Below are 16,499 nucleotides of genomic sequence, written 5' to 3'. Positions count from 1 at the left end.
TAACAATTGACTTATATAGTGAAATAAATGAGCTTAAATATTTATAGATAGCTGTTTATTAAATAGTTAAAAGCTAAAAGGTGGTTTTTTTATTGTTATTGATAATAATAAAAATGTCACTATGACATATATACAAGACATGAGTAAATCAAAAATAATACATTTAGACAATTTGTCGCTACAGGATGCCTTTAATGAGGATTCAGAATTGATTCCATTATTAACTCCTGAAGACGAAGAAATAATAAATAAAGAAAAAGTACCTGAAGAATTACCAATTTTACCGCTAAGAAACACAGTGTTATTTCCTGGAGTTGTAATTCCTATTACTGCTGGTAGAGATAAATCTATTCAGTTAATAAAAGATGCAAACAAAGGTGATAAAGTAATTGGAGTAGTTGCTCAGAAAGATGGAGATGTAGAAGATCCGGGGTTAAATGATATTCATAAAACAGGAGTTGTAGCACAAATATTACGTGTTCTTAAAATGCCTGATGGTAACACAACGGTTATCATCCAAGGAAAAAAACGTTTTAAAATTGATGAAATTACGCAAGAAGAACCTTACTTAAAAGCAAAGGTTCATGAAGCGATAGATGATAAAGAGGTTGATGACGAAAAAGAATTTGAAGCAATTATAGAGTCTATAAAAGAATTGGCATTAGAGGTTATTAAAGAAAACCCAATGTTACCTTCTGAAGCTTCTTTTGCGATTAAAAACATAAAGTCAAACTCGTTTTTGGTGAATTTTATTTCATCTAACATGGATTTAAGTGTTGCTAAGAAACAAGTATTACTTGAAAAAGATAACTTAAAAGAGCGTGCTTTATTAACGTTGAAAAACTTAGATAAAGAACTTCAAAAATTACAATTACGTAATGATATTCAGTCTAAAACACGTTCAGATTTAGATCAGCAACAGCGAGAATATTATTTACATCAGCAATTAAAAACCATTCAAGATGAATTAGGTGGTGTTTCTCATGATCAAGAATTAGATGAAATGAGAATGAAATCTAAAACAAAAAAATGGAGCAAAGAGGTTGCGGAAACATTTGAAAAGGAGTTGAATCGTTTAAAGCGAATGAACCCTCAAATGGCAGAATACGGTGTGCAACGTAACTATTTAGAATTAATGTTAGAATTGCCTTGGAATGAATATTCTAAAGATAAGTTTGACTTAAAACGTGCTCAGAAAATATTAGATAGAGATCACTTCGGATTAGAAAAAGTGAAAGAACGTATTATCGAACATTTAGCTGTTTTAAAATTACGAGGAGACATGAAGTCTCCAATTCTTTGTTTATACGGTCCTCCCGGTGTTGGTAAAACATCGTTAGGTAAATCGGTTGCGGAAGCATTAGGCCGTAAATATGTACGCATGTCATTAGGTGGTTTACGTGATGAAGCTGAAATTCGCGGACACCGTAAAACATATATAGGAGCAATGCCAGGACGTTTAATTCAGAATATTAAAAAATCTGGAACTTCAAACCCTGTATTTGTTTTAGATGAAATTGATAAATTAAGTCAAAGTAATCAAGGAGATCCTTCTTCTGCAATGTTAGAAGTATTAGACCCAGAACAAAATACTGAGTTTTATGATAATTATTTAGAAGTTGGATACGACCTTTCTAAAGTGTTATTTATTGCTACGGCTAATAACTTAGGTCAAATTCCTTGGGCATTACGTGATCGTATGGAGATTATTAATGTTACAGGTTATACGATTGAAGAAAAAATTGAAATAGCTAAAAAATATTTACTTCCAAAACAGTTAAAAGAGCATGGTTTAACACCAGAGCATTTAACTGTAGGTAAAAAACAACTAGAAAAAATAGTTGCTGGTTATACCCGTGAATCAGGCGTACGTGGTTTAGAAAAGCAAGTGGCAAAAATAGTTCGTTTTGCAGCGAAATCAATAGCGATGGAAGAGGAGTATAATATCGCTCTATCAGATGAAAATATTGAAACTATTTTAGGGCCTGCTCGCTTAGAAAGAGATAAATACGAAAGTAATGATGTTGCAGGTGTAGTTACCGGTTTAGCTTGGACGAGTGTTGGTGGAGATATTTTATTTATTGAATCTATTTTATCTAAAGGAAAAGGAAACCTTTCTATTACAGGTAATTTAGGTAAGGTTATGAAAGAATCTTCTACAATTGCCATGAAATATATCAAAGCAAATGCTGAAAAATTCGGAATTAAACAAGAAGTATTAGAAAAATACGATGTACATATTCACGTGCCAGAAGGCGCAACACCAAAAGACGGACCAAGTGCAGGTATTACCATGCTAACTTCATTGGTTTCTGTATATACACAACGTAAGGTGAAGAATAAATTAGCGATGACTGGTGAAATTACACTTCGAGGAAAAGTATTGCCCGTAGGCGGAATTAAGGAAAAAATATTAGCAGCAAAACGCGCCAATATTAAAGAACTTATTTTGTGTGCTGAGAATAAAAAAGATATTGAAGAGATAAAAGAAAGTTACTTAAAGGGATTAACATTCCACTATGTAAACGAAATGAGTGAGGTAATTGACATTGCGCTTACCAAACAAAAAGTAAAAGATGCTAAGAAATTAGTATAAAAATAAAAAGTGTTAATAAATTAATATAATAAAAAAAGCTTCTCAAATTATTTGAGAAGCTTTTTTACAGTATCTAATTAATAATTTTATTATATAAATATAAGTAAAATTACTTTCAGTAACATTAAAATCTTCAGCCGATGAAGAATAATTTATATCACTTACTGAAGTTAAATAAAAAATTTATTTAACTTCAGATGCATCTACTTGATTTAAATCTTTACAATAACATCCATAATAATTACAAATTAGTACATGATTTCGAGGACATTGTATTTGTCCTCCATTAATTGTTTTTTGTGTTGTTTTGTCTAAAACAACACCTAATTCTAAAATTGATTTTAACATAACTATCCGTTTTTTATTTCCCTTACTCTATTATATGCTTTTCAGGTTGCGCATTAATTCAAGTGTATTTAATTTATAAGAAGTATTTAACACCTTATTTGTAATCTTTTTATAAGTTAACAGTCTTTCTATATACAAAAGCTTAATTATAGTTTTAAAACTTGGTCTCATTTATTTTAATAATAGCTTTAAGTAGTTACTACGCATTTCGCATATTTTCTTCAGAAAATAATTCTAATTCCTTTTTGTATATAGACTCAGTATCTTTATCAATAGAGGCAAGGTAATTTATGATTTCATTAGGAGAAATTTCTTCTACATGCTCTTTCTTATTTAAATCAGGGTAACATGAAATAAAAAATTTCTGTACATGCGCTATCAGTTTGATTAAATCATTACAGTAAACAGAAGGATTGTTAAACCCTTTTTCTTTACTATAACGATGTACTAACCGGCCTCCTTTACAAGCTTCTTTTAAAGGGCATTCCAAACATTTATTACAAAGTTTAGTGTTAAAATCATTAAAATATAATTTACCTAAAGTTGTATCTTGAATGTCTTGAAAGTTATTTTTTTTAATATTTAAACCAGTTTTTGTGAATCCATGACCACAGGCTTTTAAAGAGTCAATAGCTTCAATTTCACCATTAGTTTCTATAACCAAAACAGTAGATTCATTCTCAATATTTTCATTAATTCTCATTAAAGTATTTAATAAACCTATAAATAACGGAATTTTATATCGTTGTTCATCATTAACCCATATATCAAATAATTTAATTAACCAATTACCCATCAAGGTTTCTTTATTATTAAAAGGAAAATTGTCATGAGTGTAATCAGGAATTAAAAAATTCACATAACTAACATTCATTTTTTTAAAACTCTCATATATTTGTATTGGAGTTTCGTTTGTATTAATAACACAAGCTATATCCGCAAAAGTCATTCTGTTTTTTAATAATCTTACGCTCTTAAAAACTGTATCATAACTACCATTTCCTTTATGATCTATTCGAAACATATCATGCGCCTTTTTGGTGCCATCAACACTAACACTAGGAGAAATGTTTAATTCTTTAAATAAATGAATCCAACTTTCATCTAAAAGAACTCCATTTGTTTGTAAATCAAAAGAAAAAACCACCTCACTAAGTTCGGTCTGAATTTTTTTAACCTTATTTACAAAATCACTATAAAAAACTTTGGGTGCAAGCAGCGGCTCGCCTCCGTGAAATAAAAAAGAAAATTCGTTCTTATTATACTTTTTTATATGCTTTTTTGTTTTTTCGATAATATGATCAACTGTTTCAGAAGACATAAATTTAGGTTGATTTTTATATGTAGTGTCTCCTAAATTGTACATGAAGCAATATGAGCAATTTAGGTTGCATCGACTAGCTACTTTTACAGCTAAGGAACTAAAATTCATAAGGTTAATTGGTTGTTGGTTAAAAACAAGGAAATTGTAAAACATACAATTTCCTTGAAAAGTTAAATGAAAAGAGTTTACTTATATTTTAAAGTGCTCTTCTTCTATAGGTAAATAACGTCCAATACATTTTTGTAATTTATCACTCCAAACCAATCCGTCAAGACATCTTCTTCCGCCTCCACCAGTGGGATAGTATATTTGGTCATCAATAGGTATATCGCCTCCTTTAATAAGTGTTAAGTCGTTAATTTGTTGATCTGAAAATTTTTCTAATCCTTTTGGTAAAAAAAATGTTTTTTTCATTTTGTATAAATTTAGTTTATATGCTTACTCTAGATTTATATTATAGATTTCTATATTTTCAGCTTCCTATAGATATTTAATTTTAGTTCCTTATTGTTATTTGACTTTTAAATAAAAGATGGTAAATAATTGCTTTTTTATTATCCTTAATTTTTTATATACTTTTCAAATTAGATAATATTTAAACCGATTTTATCTGTTCAAATATTAACTTTTTAATATTATAAAAGAAGTAATTAAGGTTGCTATTTATAAAAAAGGGAGGCATTATTTTTAAATTGTGACAATACAATACGTGTGTAGTTTCCTGTTTTTTAACCTGTTACTTGTTTTGTTCTGTGGTTTTATTTAATTTATAAGTATCATTTAATAAAAAGCATAACTTGACCTAACTTAAAAACAATAAATTATGAAACTATTATCTATTGATGCTTTAAAGGTTAATGAGTTAACAAAAAAAGAGCTACGTAATATTATAGCTAAAGGAGATACACGGATAGATGGTGGTCCAGATACAGATGGTGAAGAGAATTGTTTTCCACCACCACCAGGAGGAGGTTATGATAAAAAAATAAAATATTGTTTAGAAATTCCTTTAATGTAGTTATTATTCTATATGAAGCTCCTTATCAATTTTTTCTATAAATTGATAAGGAGTTATTCCTGTATAATTTTTAAAAATCCTAGTAAATGACTTTGCATTTTTATAGCCACCTATTTCGCCTATAGCTTGAGTTGTATACGCTCTTATTTTTTTGTCATTACTTATTGCTGTTATTATATAGTTAATGCGCAATTCATTAGTATATTCACTAAAACTCATGAGTTTATATTCTTTTATTACTTTAGAAAGGTATGTTGTGTTTGTACCAATTTTTTTTGCAGCATTATATAAATTAAACTCTTCTTTTAAAAAGTATAATTTTTTTTCTATTTTAAATAAGCCATTAATAATTTCTTGATGTTTTTCATCTTTAATATTTAAATTACTAGAATGTAATATTTTTTTTTCTTTTGTAGTTTCTTTTTTTGAAATTTTAGCGAGTAATTCATCTAATCTTTTTTTAGTTTTTTCTCTTTCTTTTATATTTTTAAAAACGAGCAAACTAATAATAAAAAGGAGGATAATTAAACTAACAACTATGGTGTTGTAATAATATGTTTTTTTAGTGTTGTTTTTTGTCAGCTTATTAATTTTTTTATCAAAACTGATTTCTTTATCCGCTTTATACGCTTCTTTAAACTGCAACTTATCTCTTAAGGAAACTTTACTATATATTTTTAAGAAAGTATTTAAGTAATAATCAGCAGAATCATTTTTTTGCTGTTTAGAGTATATTTTAGAAAGATAATTATGCATATTCATATAATTAGAATCTAAAAGAGTATCTTTTTTTACCCGAAGTGCAGTTAAAAATTTTTGCTTCGCCTTTTCTATATCATTAGCCATATAATGATTGAAACCAGCATTATAATATCCTTTATACAAATATGAGTTTGATTTGTTTTTATTAAAAATTGCTAAGCTTTTTTCAAGAAAAAAACTTGCTTTAGAATACTCTTTTTTTAAACTATAAATGGTACCTAAACTATAATAAATTCGACCGTAATAGTAAGAATTTATTTTAAAATTTTTGTCTTCAATCAAAGAATTATAGTGTAATAAAGATGAATCTGCATATTGACTTTTTTGGGTGTTGTTTTTATACAATGTAGCATAAATAGCACCAATATTTAAAGCTGTTTTATATTTATTAATACTATATTTATCGCCTAATTTTTTTTTATTTTCTTCTATAAGTTTAAGTGTTTCTTTTGTTTCTTTTAAGGCTTTATTTAGTTCATTCATATCTTGATATAAAAGGGCAATATTTCCTTTTATCTTAATAATCCTCTCAATATCTTTTGATAATAATGCATATTTTTCTGCTTTTATATAATTAAATAAAGCAGTTTTTATTAATTTTCTTCTTTTATTAGTATTGCCTAAAAGTATATGTATATCAAAAAGGATTGTGTGATTTTTTTCTATTTCAGATATTTTAGGGAGGTATTTTTCTATACTATCTTTATAAAATTGAATATCTACATTTTTTTTCTCTCTTGTATTTAAATATTCTATAGCAGAATAAGCAAATGTTTTATAAGAAGTTATATTAGTATTTAACATCTTATTCATGTAATATAAAGAGCTATCTGTACCTATTTTTCTGTTTAAATAAAATTTTTCTTTAAACTGTTCAAGCTCTTTCTCTTTATATTTTTCATGAACTTGAGAATGACATAAATTATAACAGAAAAGGAATGAAAACAGTAAAAAAAGATATTTAAGCATAATATTTCGAGCGTAAAAAAATTAATTATATATGCAAAATAAATAAAAATAGATAGATTTCAATTATTAATAGGACGTTGTTTTGTTGGGGCAACAAAATAGTAATTTATGAAAACAATAGGAGAGGGGCGTTTAAAAATCAGCTTTCTTTTTAAAAATCATTTTTTGCTTAGTTGTAGGGTGCAATAATTCTAAAGTATCAGCATGTAAATATAATCGATTAGATTTTGAGCCATATAAATCATCTCCAACAATAGGTGTATTTAAACCTAAACTATGAGAAGCATGCATTCGTAATTGATGCGTTCTGCCAGAAATAGGGTAGAAGTGCACTTTTGTTTTACCGTCTTTCCTTTCAATAACCTCCCATCTAGTTTCTGCGGGTTTTCCATGCTCATAACACACCAATTGTCTTGGTCTGTCATCTAAATCGACCCTGAGCGGTAAATTGATTGTTCCTGTATTCTTGGTAATAATTCCGTCTAATAAAGCAGTATATCTTTTTTTTACTGTTTTATTAATAAATTGACTTTGTATAATTTTATGAGCTTTTTTGTTTTTAGCCAAAACTAATAAACCAGAAGTAGCCATGTCTAAACGATGTACAATAATTGGTCCCGAAATATTTTTAATTTGTTGTTTAATTCGAGAATAAACCGAATCTTGTATATGAATTCCTGGAACCGATAAAAAGTCATTAGGTTTGTAAATTACGATTAAATCGTTGTCCTCAAAAATAGTTTCTAGTTCTTTACCAACAGCAGGATTTTCTAATAACGGATTCGTATCCATTTTAATTCCTGCTAACATATGTGTTAAAATAGGTTTACATTTTCCTTGGCAAGCCGGATAGAATTGTTGGTGTTTTCTGACTTCTTTGTTTGGCGATTTCCCCCACCAAAACTCTGCCATTGCAATGGGTTTTAAATCATGTGAAAAAGTATATTGTAATAATTTAGGAGCAGCACATTCACCAGACCCAGCAGGTAAATTATGAACAGAAGTATTTATAAATAACTCCCCTAAGTTTTTAACCTCTTTTTTTGAATTTAAAAATTGATATTGCTCAGAAATATACACTTGTAAAGCGGTTGATTTAGTTTTACGCTCTTCTTTTAATAAAGTCATTTTACTGGTAAAAACCAATAGTTTTTCTTTAATAGGTTTTAAAGTATGTTCCCAAAAACGAGTTACATTATTTAGGTAATGTTTAGCATCTAAACTCTCTTTGCTTAAGATGTTTTTTAAAGAAGTATATTCTTCTAATGATAACTCGGTAAATGCTTTTTCTCTTCTTAATTTTCGAGCTGCTTTAGCTACTCTTAAAGCTTCTTTCTTTTCTTGAATATCAACAATTGATTTGTTTGCTTCTAATTCATAAAGAGTAAGTAATTTTAGGTACTCCTTATTATTTTCCAAACTATCTATTTCAATACTTATACTACTTAAAATTTCTTTTTCTTTTAAAAAAAATGAATCTTTAGCAAGCATATCATAAACAGGCGGAACAAATTTTTTATGTTGATTTTTTTCGCCTAGTTTGCCTGAAACAGCAGTTATATATCCTATTTCATTTTCTTGATTTTGTACTACTAAAACACCAAACATTTTCCCTGTAATAGTTCCTGTTTTAGAAGTGTCTAAACCAAAATTATGTTCAAAATCTGTTTGTGTACTCAAATAATTTTGTACTTCTTTTGTAGCCAACTTACATAACGAATGAGGCTCGTAGTAAAACGGGAAAGTAAACTTTGTCGGAAGTTTTATTTCTTTAATAGATGTCGAAAAATATTGAAAATATGTTTGCAAAATAGGTAAATGTAATAGTTAGGGTTTGGTATAATTATTTAACGCTTAAAAAAGATAAATTATAACTAACCCCAAAATTTAAATAAGTACTGCTTAATTTACCGCCTCGCGCTTTAACATATCCTAATCCACCACGTACATTTAATTTATTTGTTAGTTTGTAATTAAGTCCCATACTTGGTTTTACAATTAATCCCTGTCCTGTACTAATTCCACCACCGCCAGCAGCTCCTCCTAAAAGTTGAGCAAAGATTGATGTTGTATTGTTAAAAAAAGTATTTGATAGCAATCCTAAACCAACAATACCTTCCGCATAAGCACCAGCGTCACCAAAATTAGCGAATGATGTTTGCCCGGCTCCGTAGACATATTTATTTAAGAAAAAGTTTATTTGTAACGAAATTTGATGCATGTTTTGAGTAAATCCACCATCATTATCTCTTGCTGCATTTAAGTACAAATCTTGCTTTATAATTGTTTCTAAACCTTTAAATTTTCCATCTTTATACTTATCATCTCCAGAAACACCATCTTTATTTATATAGTACTTTAAACCAAAGCCTAAGGTAGAAGATTTAAAATATGAATCAGGCGACATTAAATATCCTTTGTTAATTGAAGCATAAATATTATCGAATAATTTTTGTTCGATTGAGATATCAGGATAAATTAAAAATCCACCTTTGGTATCAACACCACCGCCACCGCCAGCACCAATACCAAACTTAGCTAAGATATTTGTGCGGTTTTTATTCATTGATAAATGATAACCACCTCCTAAAAGAACATCCATATATCCAGCTTTAATTCCGTGATAGGCGCCATCAGCTTTTACGAAAAAGAAAATATTTTTATTTAGGTATGAATTTAACTCAAACCCAGCCAAGCGTATCGTTTTATCTTTATAAGAACCTTTTATTACAGATAAATTATTTAGATGCATCAGTAAAGAAATTCTGTTGCTAGGGGTATTCCAAGAACTGTTTTTTAGCTGCTCAAGAGTAAAAGAATTTTCACGCTCTTTAAAGCTTGTAGTTTTAAAAGATAAAGGTACTTGAACGGCTACATTAAATTGACTGCTGTTAATGGTTCCTCCATCAAAAAAACTAACATAGCTATAACCTGCAGTTGTAGAAAAATGTTTGAAATCATACCCTAAATTAAAATGAGGTAAAATAAAAGCACCGCCACCATCTGGCGCAGATGCACCACCACCGCCTCCAAAATGGAATCCAGTATCTATAAATAACTTATTGGTTATTTTTTTTTGAATACCAGCATTGATTCCTAAAGTGAAAAAACCACCACGGATTCCGCTAACGGCTCCATAAATACCTACACCAAAATAACTCCATTTGTTAGGTTTTAGGTTGTAATGAATTCCTGTGAAATCCATATTCTTCTCGCTATCAGGCATTTTAATAGATAAAAAATCTAGTTGACCGAAACCAATTTGAGTTTCTTGTCGAGAAATTTCAGATTGGGCATATAAAAAATGAACACTCAAGGTAAAACATACCATGAGTGCTTTTTTACTAATTCTAAATAGCATTTGTATAATTTTTAAGGGTGTATTTTTTGACGCTCTCCATTAATATATGAAGCTACAAAAGCATCTTTAAAGCCTATTTTAATTAATTCTTTTCTTAATGATTTAGCTTCTTTTAAAGATTCAAACAAGCCTATAGAGTATTTAAAATAACCATCCTTTATAGTAACTGTTGATGGTATGGTTGCAGTAGAAATTAATGCATGGTTCTTTTTAGAAAAAACACCTATTTGAACAGAGTAAATTGTTTTATCACTCGTGTTATCAATGACAGAATCAATAGTTTCATTTAAGTTGTTTTCACTAATTCCAGAATTGTTATTTCTAGTAGCTCTAGCATTAGCTCTTTTAATACTGTCTAATACTCTTATGTTTTCACTCTTTTTTATAGTTGCTATTTCTTCAGAAGAAGCAGAAGAATTAGCATTATTATTTGTGTAAAAATAATAAGCAGCTCCTAATGCAACTCCTAACATTAAACCTAGTATAATAGGTAGTATTATAGAGTTTTTTTTAGAGGAAGTAAGTTCTTCTTTGGTTATTTCTAATTCGGTTTCAGCTTCTTCTCTTTTAAGTTTTGCTTTATCTAAGTCTTCTTGCATTAAATGAAACTTATCTTCTTCTATAAAAGGCATAATTGTAGGTTGATTTTTGTTGAAATATTTTACTAAAGTACAAATCTTTTTTTAGTCTTGTTTCTGAATAGATATAACTACTGTTTTTGATGCAGGGGTATGACTAACTCTTGCTTTACTTTTTAAGGGAACTAATACATTTGCTTCAGGAAAATAAGTGGCAGTACATTGTTTTGGTATGCTGTATGGAATTACTAAAAATCCGTTAGCTTTTCTTTCTTCCCCTTTAAAATGACTCGTTAAATCAACTTTATCTAATTTTGTTAAACCTTGATTTTTCATATCATCTGGGTTCATGAAAATAACTCTTCGTTCATTTAAAATACCTCTATAACGATCATTTAAACCATAAATAGTAGTATTGTATTGGTCGTGTGTGCGAATGGTCATCATCATAAATTGATTCTCGTTCAAAACAACATCCGAAGGTAAGTTTGTAGAGAAATTTGCTTTTCCTGTTAAAGTAGGAGTGAAGTTATTTTCTCTAGCATTATTTGGTAAATAAAAACCTCCTTTTACACGAACTTTTTCATTAAAGTTATTAAAACCAGCAATGGTAGCTTCTATTTTAGTACGAATTAAATCGTAATTCGTAATAAAATTACTCCATTCTACTTTGGTGTTTTTTAAGGTTGCTTCAGCAATACCAGCCACAATAGCAGGTTCGCTTAATAAGTGTTTAGAAGCGGGTGTTAAATGTCCGTTTGATTGATGTACAACACCCATCGAATTTTCTACGGTAATAAACTGTTCTCCACTTTTTTGAATATCTTTTTCAGAACGACCTAGGCATGGAAGGATTAATGCTTTTTTACCATGAATTAAGTGACTACGATTTAATTTTGTTGATATTTGCACTGTTAATTCACAATTTTTTAAAGCCTCAGCTGTGTATTCTGTATCTGGAGTTGCTGAAATAAAATTACCTCCCATTCCAACAAAAATACTTGCCTTTTTTTTATACATTGCTTCAATAGCGGCAACAACATCATAACCGTGTTTGCGTGGAGCATTAAATTGAAATTCCTTTTCTAAGCTATCTAAAAAAATATCTTTAGGCTTTTCCCATATTCCCATCGTACGGTCACCTTGTACGTTCGAATGACCTCTTACGGGGCAAGTACCAGCACCTTTTTTACCGATGCTTCCTTTTAATAATAGTAAATTAACAACTTCACGAATATTATCTACCGCATTTTTGTGCTGTGTTAATCCCATTGCCCAACAAATAATAATTTTATCATTACTGATAATCATATCTGTAGCTTCTTTAATTCTATCTAGAGGCAAGCCTGTTTGAGGTAGTAATTCTTCAATTGAATAATTGTCTAAATCATATAAAAATTGCTCTAAACCATGTGTTTTTTCTTTTATAAATTGATGATTAAATACATTGCCCGACTTTTCTTCTTGTGTTTTCATCATTTTTAAGATGATTTTTAGCAAGGCAACATCTCCATTAATTTTTACTTGTAAAAATAAGTCAGTTAACTTATCACCAGAGCCAAACCATTTTAACGGATTTTGTGGATCTACATAATTCATTAAACCAACTTCTGGCAACGGATTTATGGTCATTATTTTTCCGCCATTCTTTTTAGTATCTTTTAATGCAGTAAGCATTCTAGGGTGATTTGTACCTGGATTTTGACCTATAACAATAACTAAATCAGCATGGTTAAAGTCGTCTAAAGTAACAGAGCCTTTACCAATTCCGAGCGTTTCTGAAAGTCCGCTACCGCTACTTTCGTGGCACATATTAGAGCAATCTGGCAAGTTATTTGTCCCGAATTGACGTACAAATAATTGATATAAAAAAGCAGCTTCATTACTCGTTCTACCAGAAGTGTAAAAGATAGCTTCGTCAGGAGAATTTAATTTATTTAACTCAGTTCCAATAAGGTTAAAAGCTTCTTGCCAAGAAATTTCTTCATAATTATCAGACCCTTCTTTTAAAATCATCGGATGTGTGATTCTTCCGCTTTTACCAATTTCATAATCTGACCATTCAGACATTTCTTGCACTGAATGTGTTGCGAAAAATAACGGAGATACCCTATTGGTTGTAGCTTCTTCAGCAACTGCTTTTGCACCGTTTTCACAATATTCTGCTAAAAAAGCTCTTTTTTGATCCGGATCTGGCCAAGCACAACCAGGGCAATCAAAACCATTAATTTGATTGATGTTTTTAAGAAGGCTAATTCCTTTAGCAACACCAGTTTCTGAAAAAACATGTTTTAAAGCCGATTGTATTGCTTTTGTACCTACAGCTTTTTTTGGAATCTTTATAAGTTCAATTCCTGTTAATTTTTCAGGTGGTTGTGCCTGTATTTTTTTATCACTCATAATTTATATATTGAGGATTAGCGTAAACTGTCATCTTGTTATTTCTACTAAAACCTATTAGGCAAATACCAAATTCTTTCGCAAAATCAACTGCCAAAGAAGAGCAAGCAGAAACTGCTATAATAATAGGGATTTTAGCAAAAAAAGCCTTCGAAACAATCTCGTATGAAACGCGACCGCTTACAAGCATATAGCTTACTTCTTTTATTTTATTTTTATTGATTAAATCGCCAATACACTTATCAACTGCGTTATGACGACCAATATCTTCTTTAATGGTTAAAAGTTCTTTTTTTTTATTGAATAAAGCACAAGCATGACTTCCTCCAGTTGTTTTAAATAAAAACTGTAACTCGCTCATTTTGAAAAACATATCAAACGTTATGTCAATTGATTGATTATGTTTTTTTATAAGAGGTTTATCATTTGTTTCTAGGTCTTTTAATTCTTTTTTTCCGCAAATTCCACAGGAAGAAACAGATAAAAGAGTGCGTTTATTTAGGTAGCCTTTTCTTAATTTATCTTTCGAAATACTAACATTTAAGACCGCAGAAAAATCATTATTTTCCTCAATGATATTGATTGTTAATTTATCCTCACTCTTGTAGATGTCCTCAGCGTATAAAAGGCCTCTTATAAGTTGTTTATCATCTCCTGGAGTTCTCATAACAACAGTATAAGGTTCTTCGTTTATATTGATCTGAAGCGGTGCTTCAATAACCAAATTATCTTCAACCTTTAAAGAAGAATTCTCAGATAATTTTATAGATTGATATGTACTTGCTTGTTTCATGCTGTAAACAAAAGTACTTAAAAGTAAATGAATTGAAAAGCCTTATTAAATAACAGTTTTTTTAATCTATCCTTAGGAACTTATGACGAAAATAGTGTGTAATAATAACTTGTATCTTTAACGAAAGACGCTGTTTTACGAAGTTTTAGTACAGTTAAGTACAATCAGTTCATTATTACTATTTGTTGTGAAAAAAAGATAAGAATCTCCACCGTCTTTAAGCTTTGTTTCGACTCTTATTTGCGCAACAGTTTTAGGAAAATTTCGCGTAGTAATATTTGCTTTTGAAATGGTTAATTGTTTCTTTAATTTCTTTTTGTTGTAAGGATGAATCTCCTCTATTTTAAATGTTCTTCCGGGAAAATTAAGTATTAATTCTTCGGATGTATATAGATGTGAATGTTGGTGTAGTTTTTTAACATCATACTGATTTGTTACTTCGTTAAATCCGCCTGACTTTAAAATTGCAGCATTAGGTTCGTATAGGTAATTAGTTGGTAGTGAGTATGTTGTTTTGTGTTCTTTTGTGAGTTTAAAATTAAAGCATTGAATGTTGTTTGTCAGTGTATTATGTGTTTTTATCTCTATCTTAGCTTTAAACTCTTTTTCTAGCAGGAAAAGTAATTCTTTTACTTCATTATTTACAGCAACAATATGAATTTCTTTTGCAAATTTTAACTCATTTAATGTTGCTGTTATATCTAACATTGGTGAGTTTTTAATTAAGATAGTATCTGATTTTGTAAATAGAAAATCAATATTTTCAGGCACATTAGGTAAGCAATCTTTTAATAAAAACACCTTTCCTTTTATGTCGCTTCTACGAGAAGGATCAATATAAATACAATCGAATTTTTCGGTGGTTTCTTTTAGGAAATTCAATCCGTTATTAGCAACTGTTTGAACGTTTTTAATCGCTAATTGATTGTAGTTATAAGTTACAATTTCTGATAATTCTTCATTGATTTCTGCATGAGTAACTTTATCAAATGTTTTAGAAAAATAAAAAGCATCAACGCCAAAACCACCTGTTATGTCAATTAAGTTTTTACCCGAAACTAAATTCGCTTTGTATTTGGCACTTACTTCAGAAGATGTTTGTTCAATACTAATTTTTGGCGGATAATATATATTCTTTGCAGCGAACCAGCTTGGTAGTTTGTTCTTAGATTTTTGTTTATTTATAATTTGATTCGATAATTCTTGTATCGATATATTCTCAAACGGACTTCCTTTTAAAATCAGTTTAGTGATATCAGAATTTAAGTTTTTATCAATAAATTCTTGAACGATTTTATGTAAAATATTGGTGTTCAATAGTTTTATATTTTGAATAACAATATTATGATATTTTATTGGTTTTTATTGATGAAAGAAGCAATTTTAAACTGCTTTTTTTCTTAGTTTTACAGCTTAATTAAGTATTTATAAAAACAAAATAATGAAAAAAAGTTTTTTATTAGTTACTATGGTTTTAGTAACAATTAGTGTAAGCGCACAATATTATGTTTCATTTAGTGGAGGTGTGCATGGTAAGGCAGATATGAAATTATTATCAACATCAAACGGAGCTTTAAAAGGTAGTTATGGTGAGGGAATTCAGGCTCAAATAAGAGGGGGTTATTTTTTTAATGAAAAAATTGGTATTGATTTAGGTATAGGATATTTACATGGTGAAGATCAACAAATACGAAATGATTATTTAAATATTACTGCGAGAGCAAGGGCTTTTGGAGCTTCATTGTCTGGTATTTATAATTTATCTAGCAATGTTTATGTACGTGCAGGTTTAGTTACTAAAATCGGAGGAAAAAGTATTGCGGAAGGAGTTTTAGATCTTGATATTCCTGGAGAGTGGGTTAATCCTGCTTTAGCTGGTTCTGGTCAAATGCTACCTTTACATGTTGAGTTTGATAGAGATAATAATGGGGATTTTCCGTTGGGTTTTGTAGGAGCATTCGGTGTTAAATTTGAAGTAGCAAACAACTGGAGTATTTTTGCAGAAATGGAATATCAAGGAATAGATGTTACTCCTAATAAATCTACTTTAACAAGATATTCTGGAACATTAGCAGGACAACCTGTTGAAAGAGATCAATTGCTTGCTTTAATTGAAGGGAATCCGCAAGCAAATGCTTTATTTAGAGAAGATAAACTTTCTATTTTAGATGAATTTACATATTCAGATAATCCGTCAGAGACTCAGAGAAAAAAGTTTGACGCGCCTTATTCGTCTTTTGGCCTTAATTTTGGTGTAATTTATACTTTTAGTAAATAAAACTATTTATTCTTAAAAATTAAAAAAGGAACAACTTATTAGTTGTTCCTTTTTTTTAGGCCTTAATATTGC

Annotated in this window: 13 protein-coding genes; 3 read left to right on the top strand and 10 right to left on the bottom strand. The window is 29.3% G+C overall.

The annotated features are described in order from the left end of the window. The first annotated feature begins 121 nt into the window (after positions 1–121). Positions 122–2,596, top strand: coding sequence for an endopeptidase La (lon, locus tag ACQ629_RS02025; protein ID WP_483706292.1), 2,475 nt, complete (start codon positions 122–124; stop codon positions 2,594–2,596). Between the two features lie 183 nt (positions 2,597–2,779). Here the strand turns inward: lon and ACQ629_RS02020 are convergent, their stop codons facing one another. From ACQ629_RS02020 to ACQ629_RS02010, 3 genes are all read right to left on the bottom strand, one after another. Next, on the bottom strand, positions 2,780–2,944 hold the full coding sequence (locus tag ACQ629_RS02020; protein WP_483706291.1) for a hypothetical protein: 165 nt from the start codon (positions 2,942–2,944) through the stop codon (positions 2,780–2,782). 199 nt (positions 2,945–3,143) lie between these two features. Further along, positions 3,144–4,376: a radical SAM protein gene (locus tag ACQ629_RS02015; RefSeq protein WP_483706290.1), complete on the bottom strand. Its 1,233-nt coding sequence runs from the start codon at positions 4,374–4,376 to the stop codon at positions 3,144–3,146. An 81-nt stretch (positions 4,377–4,457) separates the two neighbouring features. Further along, positions 4,458–4,682: a hypothetical protein gene (locus ACQ629_RS02010; protein ID WP_483706289.1), complete on the bottom strand. Its 225-nt coding sequence runs from the start codon at positions 4,680–4,682 to the stop codon at positions 4,458–4,460. A 409-nt stretch (positions 4,683–5,091) separates the two neighbouring features. Here ACQ629_RS02010 and ACQ629_RS02005 point away from each other — a divergent pair, with 409 nt between their 5' ends. Beyond that, on the top strand, positions 5,092–5,286 hold the full coding sequence (locus tag ACQ629_RS02005; RefSeq protein ID WP_483706288.1) for a hypothetical protein: 195 nt from the start codon (positions 5,092–5,094) through the stop codon (positions 5,284–5,286). A gap of 3 nt (positions 5,287–5,289) precedes the next feature. On the opposite strand, the gene ACQ629_RS02000 is transcribed toward ACQ629_RS02005, so the two are convergent. From ACQ629_RS02000 to ACQ629_RS01970, 7 genes are all read right to left on the bottom strand, one after another. Beyond that, positions 5,290–6,852, bottom strand: coding sequence for a helix-turn-helix domain-containing protein (locus tag ACQ629_RS02000; RefSeq protein ID WP_483706287.1), 1,563 nt, complete (start codon positions 6,850–6,852; stop codon positions 5,290–5,292). Between the two features lie 297 nt (positions 6,853–7,149). Beyond that, positions 7,150–8,697 (bottom strand): RluA family pseudouridine synthase, encoded by a 1,548-nt coding sequence (locus ACQ629_RS01995; protein ID WP_483706286.1) that lies wholly within the window; start codon positions 8,695–8,697, stop codon positions 7,150–7,152. 163 nt (positions 8,698–8,860) lie between these two features. After that, entirely contained in the window at positions 8,861–10,378 is a 1,518-nt protein-coding gene (locus tag ACQ629_RS01990; protein WP_483706285.1) for a hypothetical protein, read from the bottom strand. Positions 10,379–10,389: 11 nt separating this feature from the next. Then, the gene (locus ACQ629_RS01985) at positions 10,390–11,010 is read right to left on the bottom strand and encodes an SPOR domain-containing protein (RefSeq protein WP_483706284.1); all 621 of its coding nucleotides are present in this window, start codon (positions 11,008–11,010) and stop codon (positions 10,390–10,392) included. Between the two features lie 51 nt (positions 11,011–11,061). Then, positions 11,062–13,356: an FdhF/YdeP family oxidoreductase gene (locus ACQ629_RS01980; protein ID WP_483706283.1), complete on the bottom strand. Its 2,295-nt coding sequence runs from the start codon at positions 13,354–13,356 to the stop codon at positions 11,062–11,064. After that, positions 13,349–14,149, bottom strand: coding sequence for a formate dehydrogenase accessory sulfurtransferase FdhD (fdhD, locus tag ACQ629_RS01975; protein ID WP_483706282.1), 801 nt, complete (start codon positions 14,147–14,149; stop codon positions 13,349–13,351). The genes ACQ629_RS01980 and fdhD overlap by 8 nt, the downstream gene beginning before the upstream one ends. 135 nt (positions 14,150–14,284) lie before the next feature. Then, entirely contained in the window at positions 14,285–15,466 is a 1,182-nt protein-coding gene (locus tag ACQ629_RS01970) for a THUMP-like domain-containing protein (protein WP_483706281.1), read from the bottom strand. 124 nt (positions 15,467–15,590) lie between these two features. Between ACQ629_RS01970 and ACQ629_RS01965 the strand changes: the two genes are divergently transcribed. After that, the gene (locus tag ACQ629_RS01965) at positions 15,591–16,427 is read left to right on the top strand and encodes an outer membrane beta-barrel protein (RefSeq protein WP_483706280.1); all 837 of its coding nucleotides are present in this window, start codon (positions 15,591–15,593) and stop codon (positions 16,425–16,427) included. The last annotated feature ends 72 nt before the right edge of the window (positions 16,428–16,499 follow it).

Source organism: Tenacibaculum sp. SM2510 (assembly GCF_057002845.1).
The sequence above is the reverse complement of the archived record's forward strand: the minus strand, read 5'-3'. Positions and strand labels throughout refer to the sequence as shown.

Excerpts from the sequence above, each read along its gene's own strand:
- ACQ629_RS01985 (WP_483706284.1), bottom strand. The coding sequence starts at position 11,010 with ATGCCTTTTATAGAAGAAGATAAGTTTCATTTAATGCAAGAAGACTTA.
- lon (WP_483706292.1), top strand. The coding sequence starts at position 122 with ATGACATATATACAAGACATGAGTAAATCAAAAATAATACATTTAGAC.
- ACQ629_RS02005 (WP_483706288.1), top strand. The coding sequence starts at position 5,092 with ATGAAACTATTATCTATTGATGCTTTAAAGGTTAATGAGTTAACAAAA.
- ACQ629_RS01980 (WP_483706283.1), bottom strand. The coding sequence starts at position 13,356 with ATGAGTGATAAAAAAATACAGGCACAACCACCTGAAAAATTAACAGGA.
- ACQ629_RS02020 (WP_483706291.1), bottom strand. The coding sequence starts at position 2,944 with ATGTTAAAATCAATTTTAGAATTAGGTGTTGTTTTAGACAAAACAACA.
- ACQ629_RS01965 (WP_483706280.1), top strand. The coding sequence starts at position 15,591 with ATGAAAAAAAGTTTTTTATTAGTTACTATGGTTTTAGTAACAATTAGT.
- fdhD (WP_483706282.1), bottom strand. The coding sequence starts at position 14,149 with ATGAAACAAGCAAGTACATATCAATCTATAAAATTATCTGAGAATTCT.
- ACQ629_RS02010 (WP_483706289.1), bottom strand. The coding sequence starts at position 4,682 with ATGAAAAAAACATTTTTTTTACCAAAAGGATTAGAAAAATTTTCAGAT.
- ACQ629_RS01990 (WP_483706285.1), bottom strand. The coding sequence starts at position 10,378 with ATGCTATTTAGAATTAGTAAAAAAGCACTCATGGTATGTTTTACCTTG.
- ACQ629_RS02015 (WP_483706290.1), bottom strand. The coding sequence starts at position 4,376 with ATGAATTTTAGTTCCTTAGCTGTAAAAGTAGCTAGTCGATGCAACCTA.
- ACQ629_RS02000 (WP_483706287.1), bottom strand. The coding sequence starts at position 6,852 with ATGTTAAATACTAATATAACTTCTTATAAAACATTTGCTTATTCTGCT.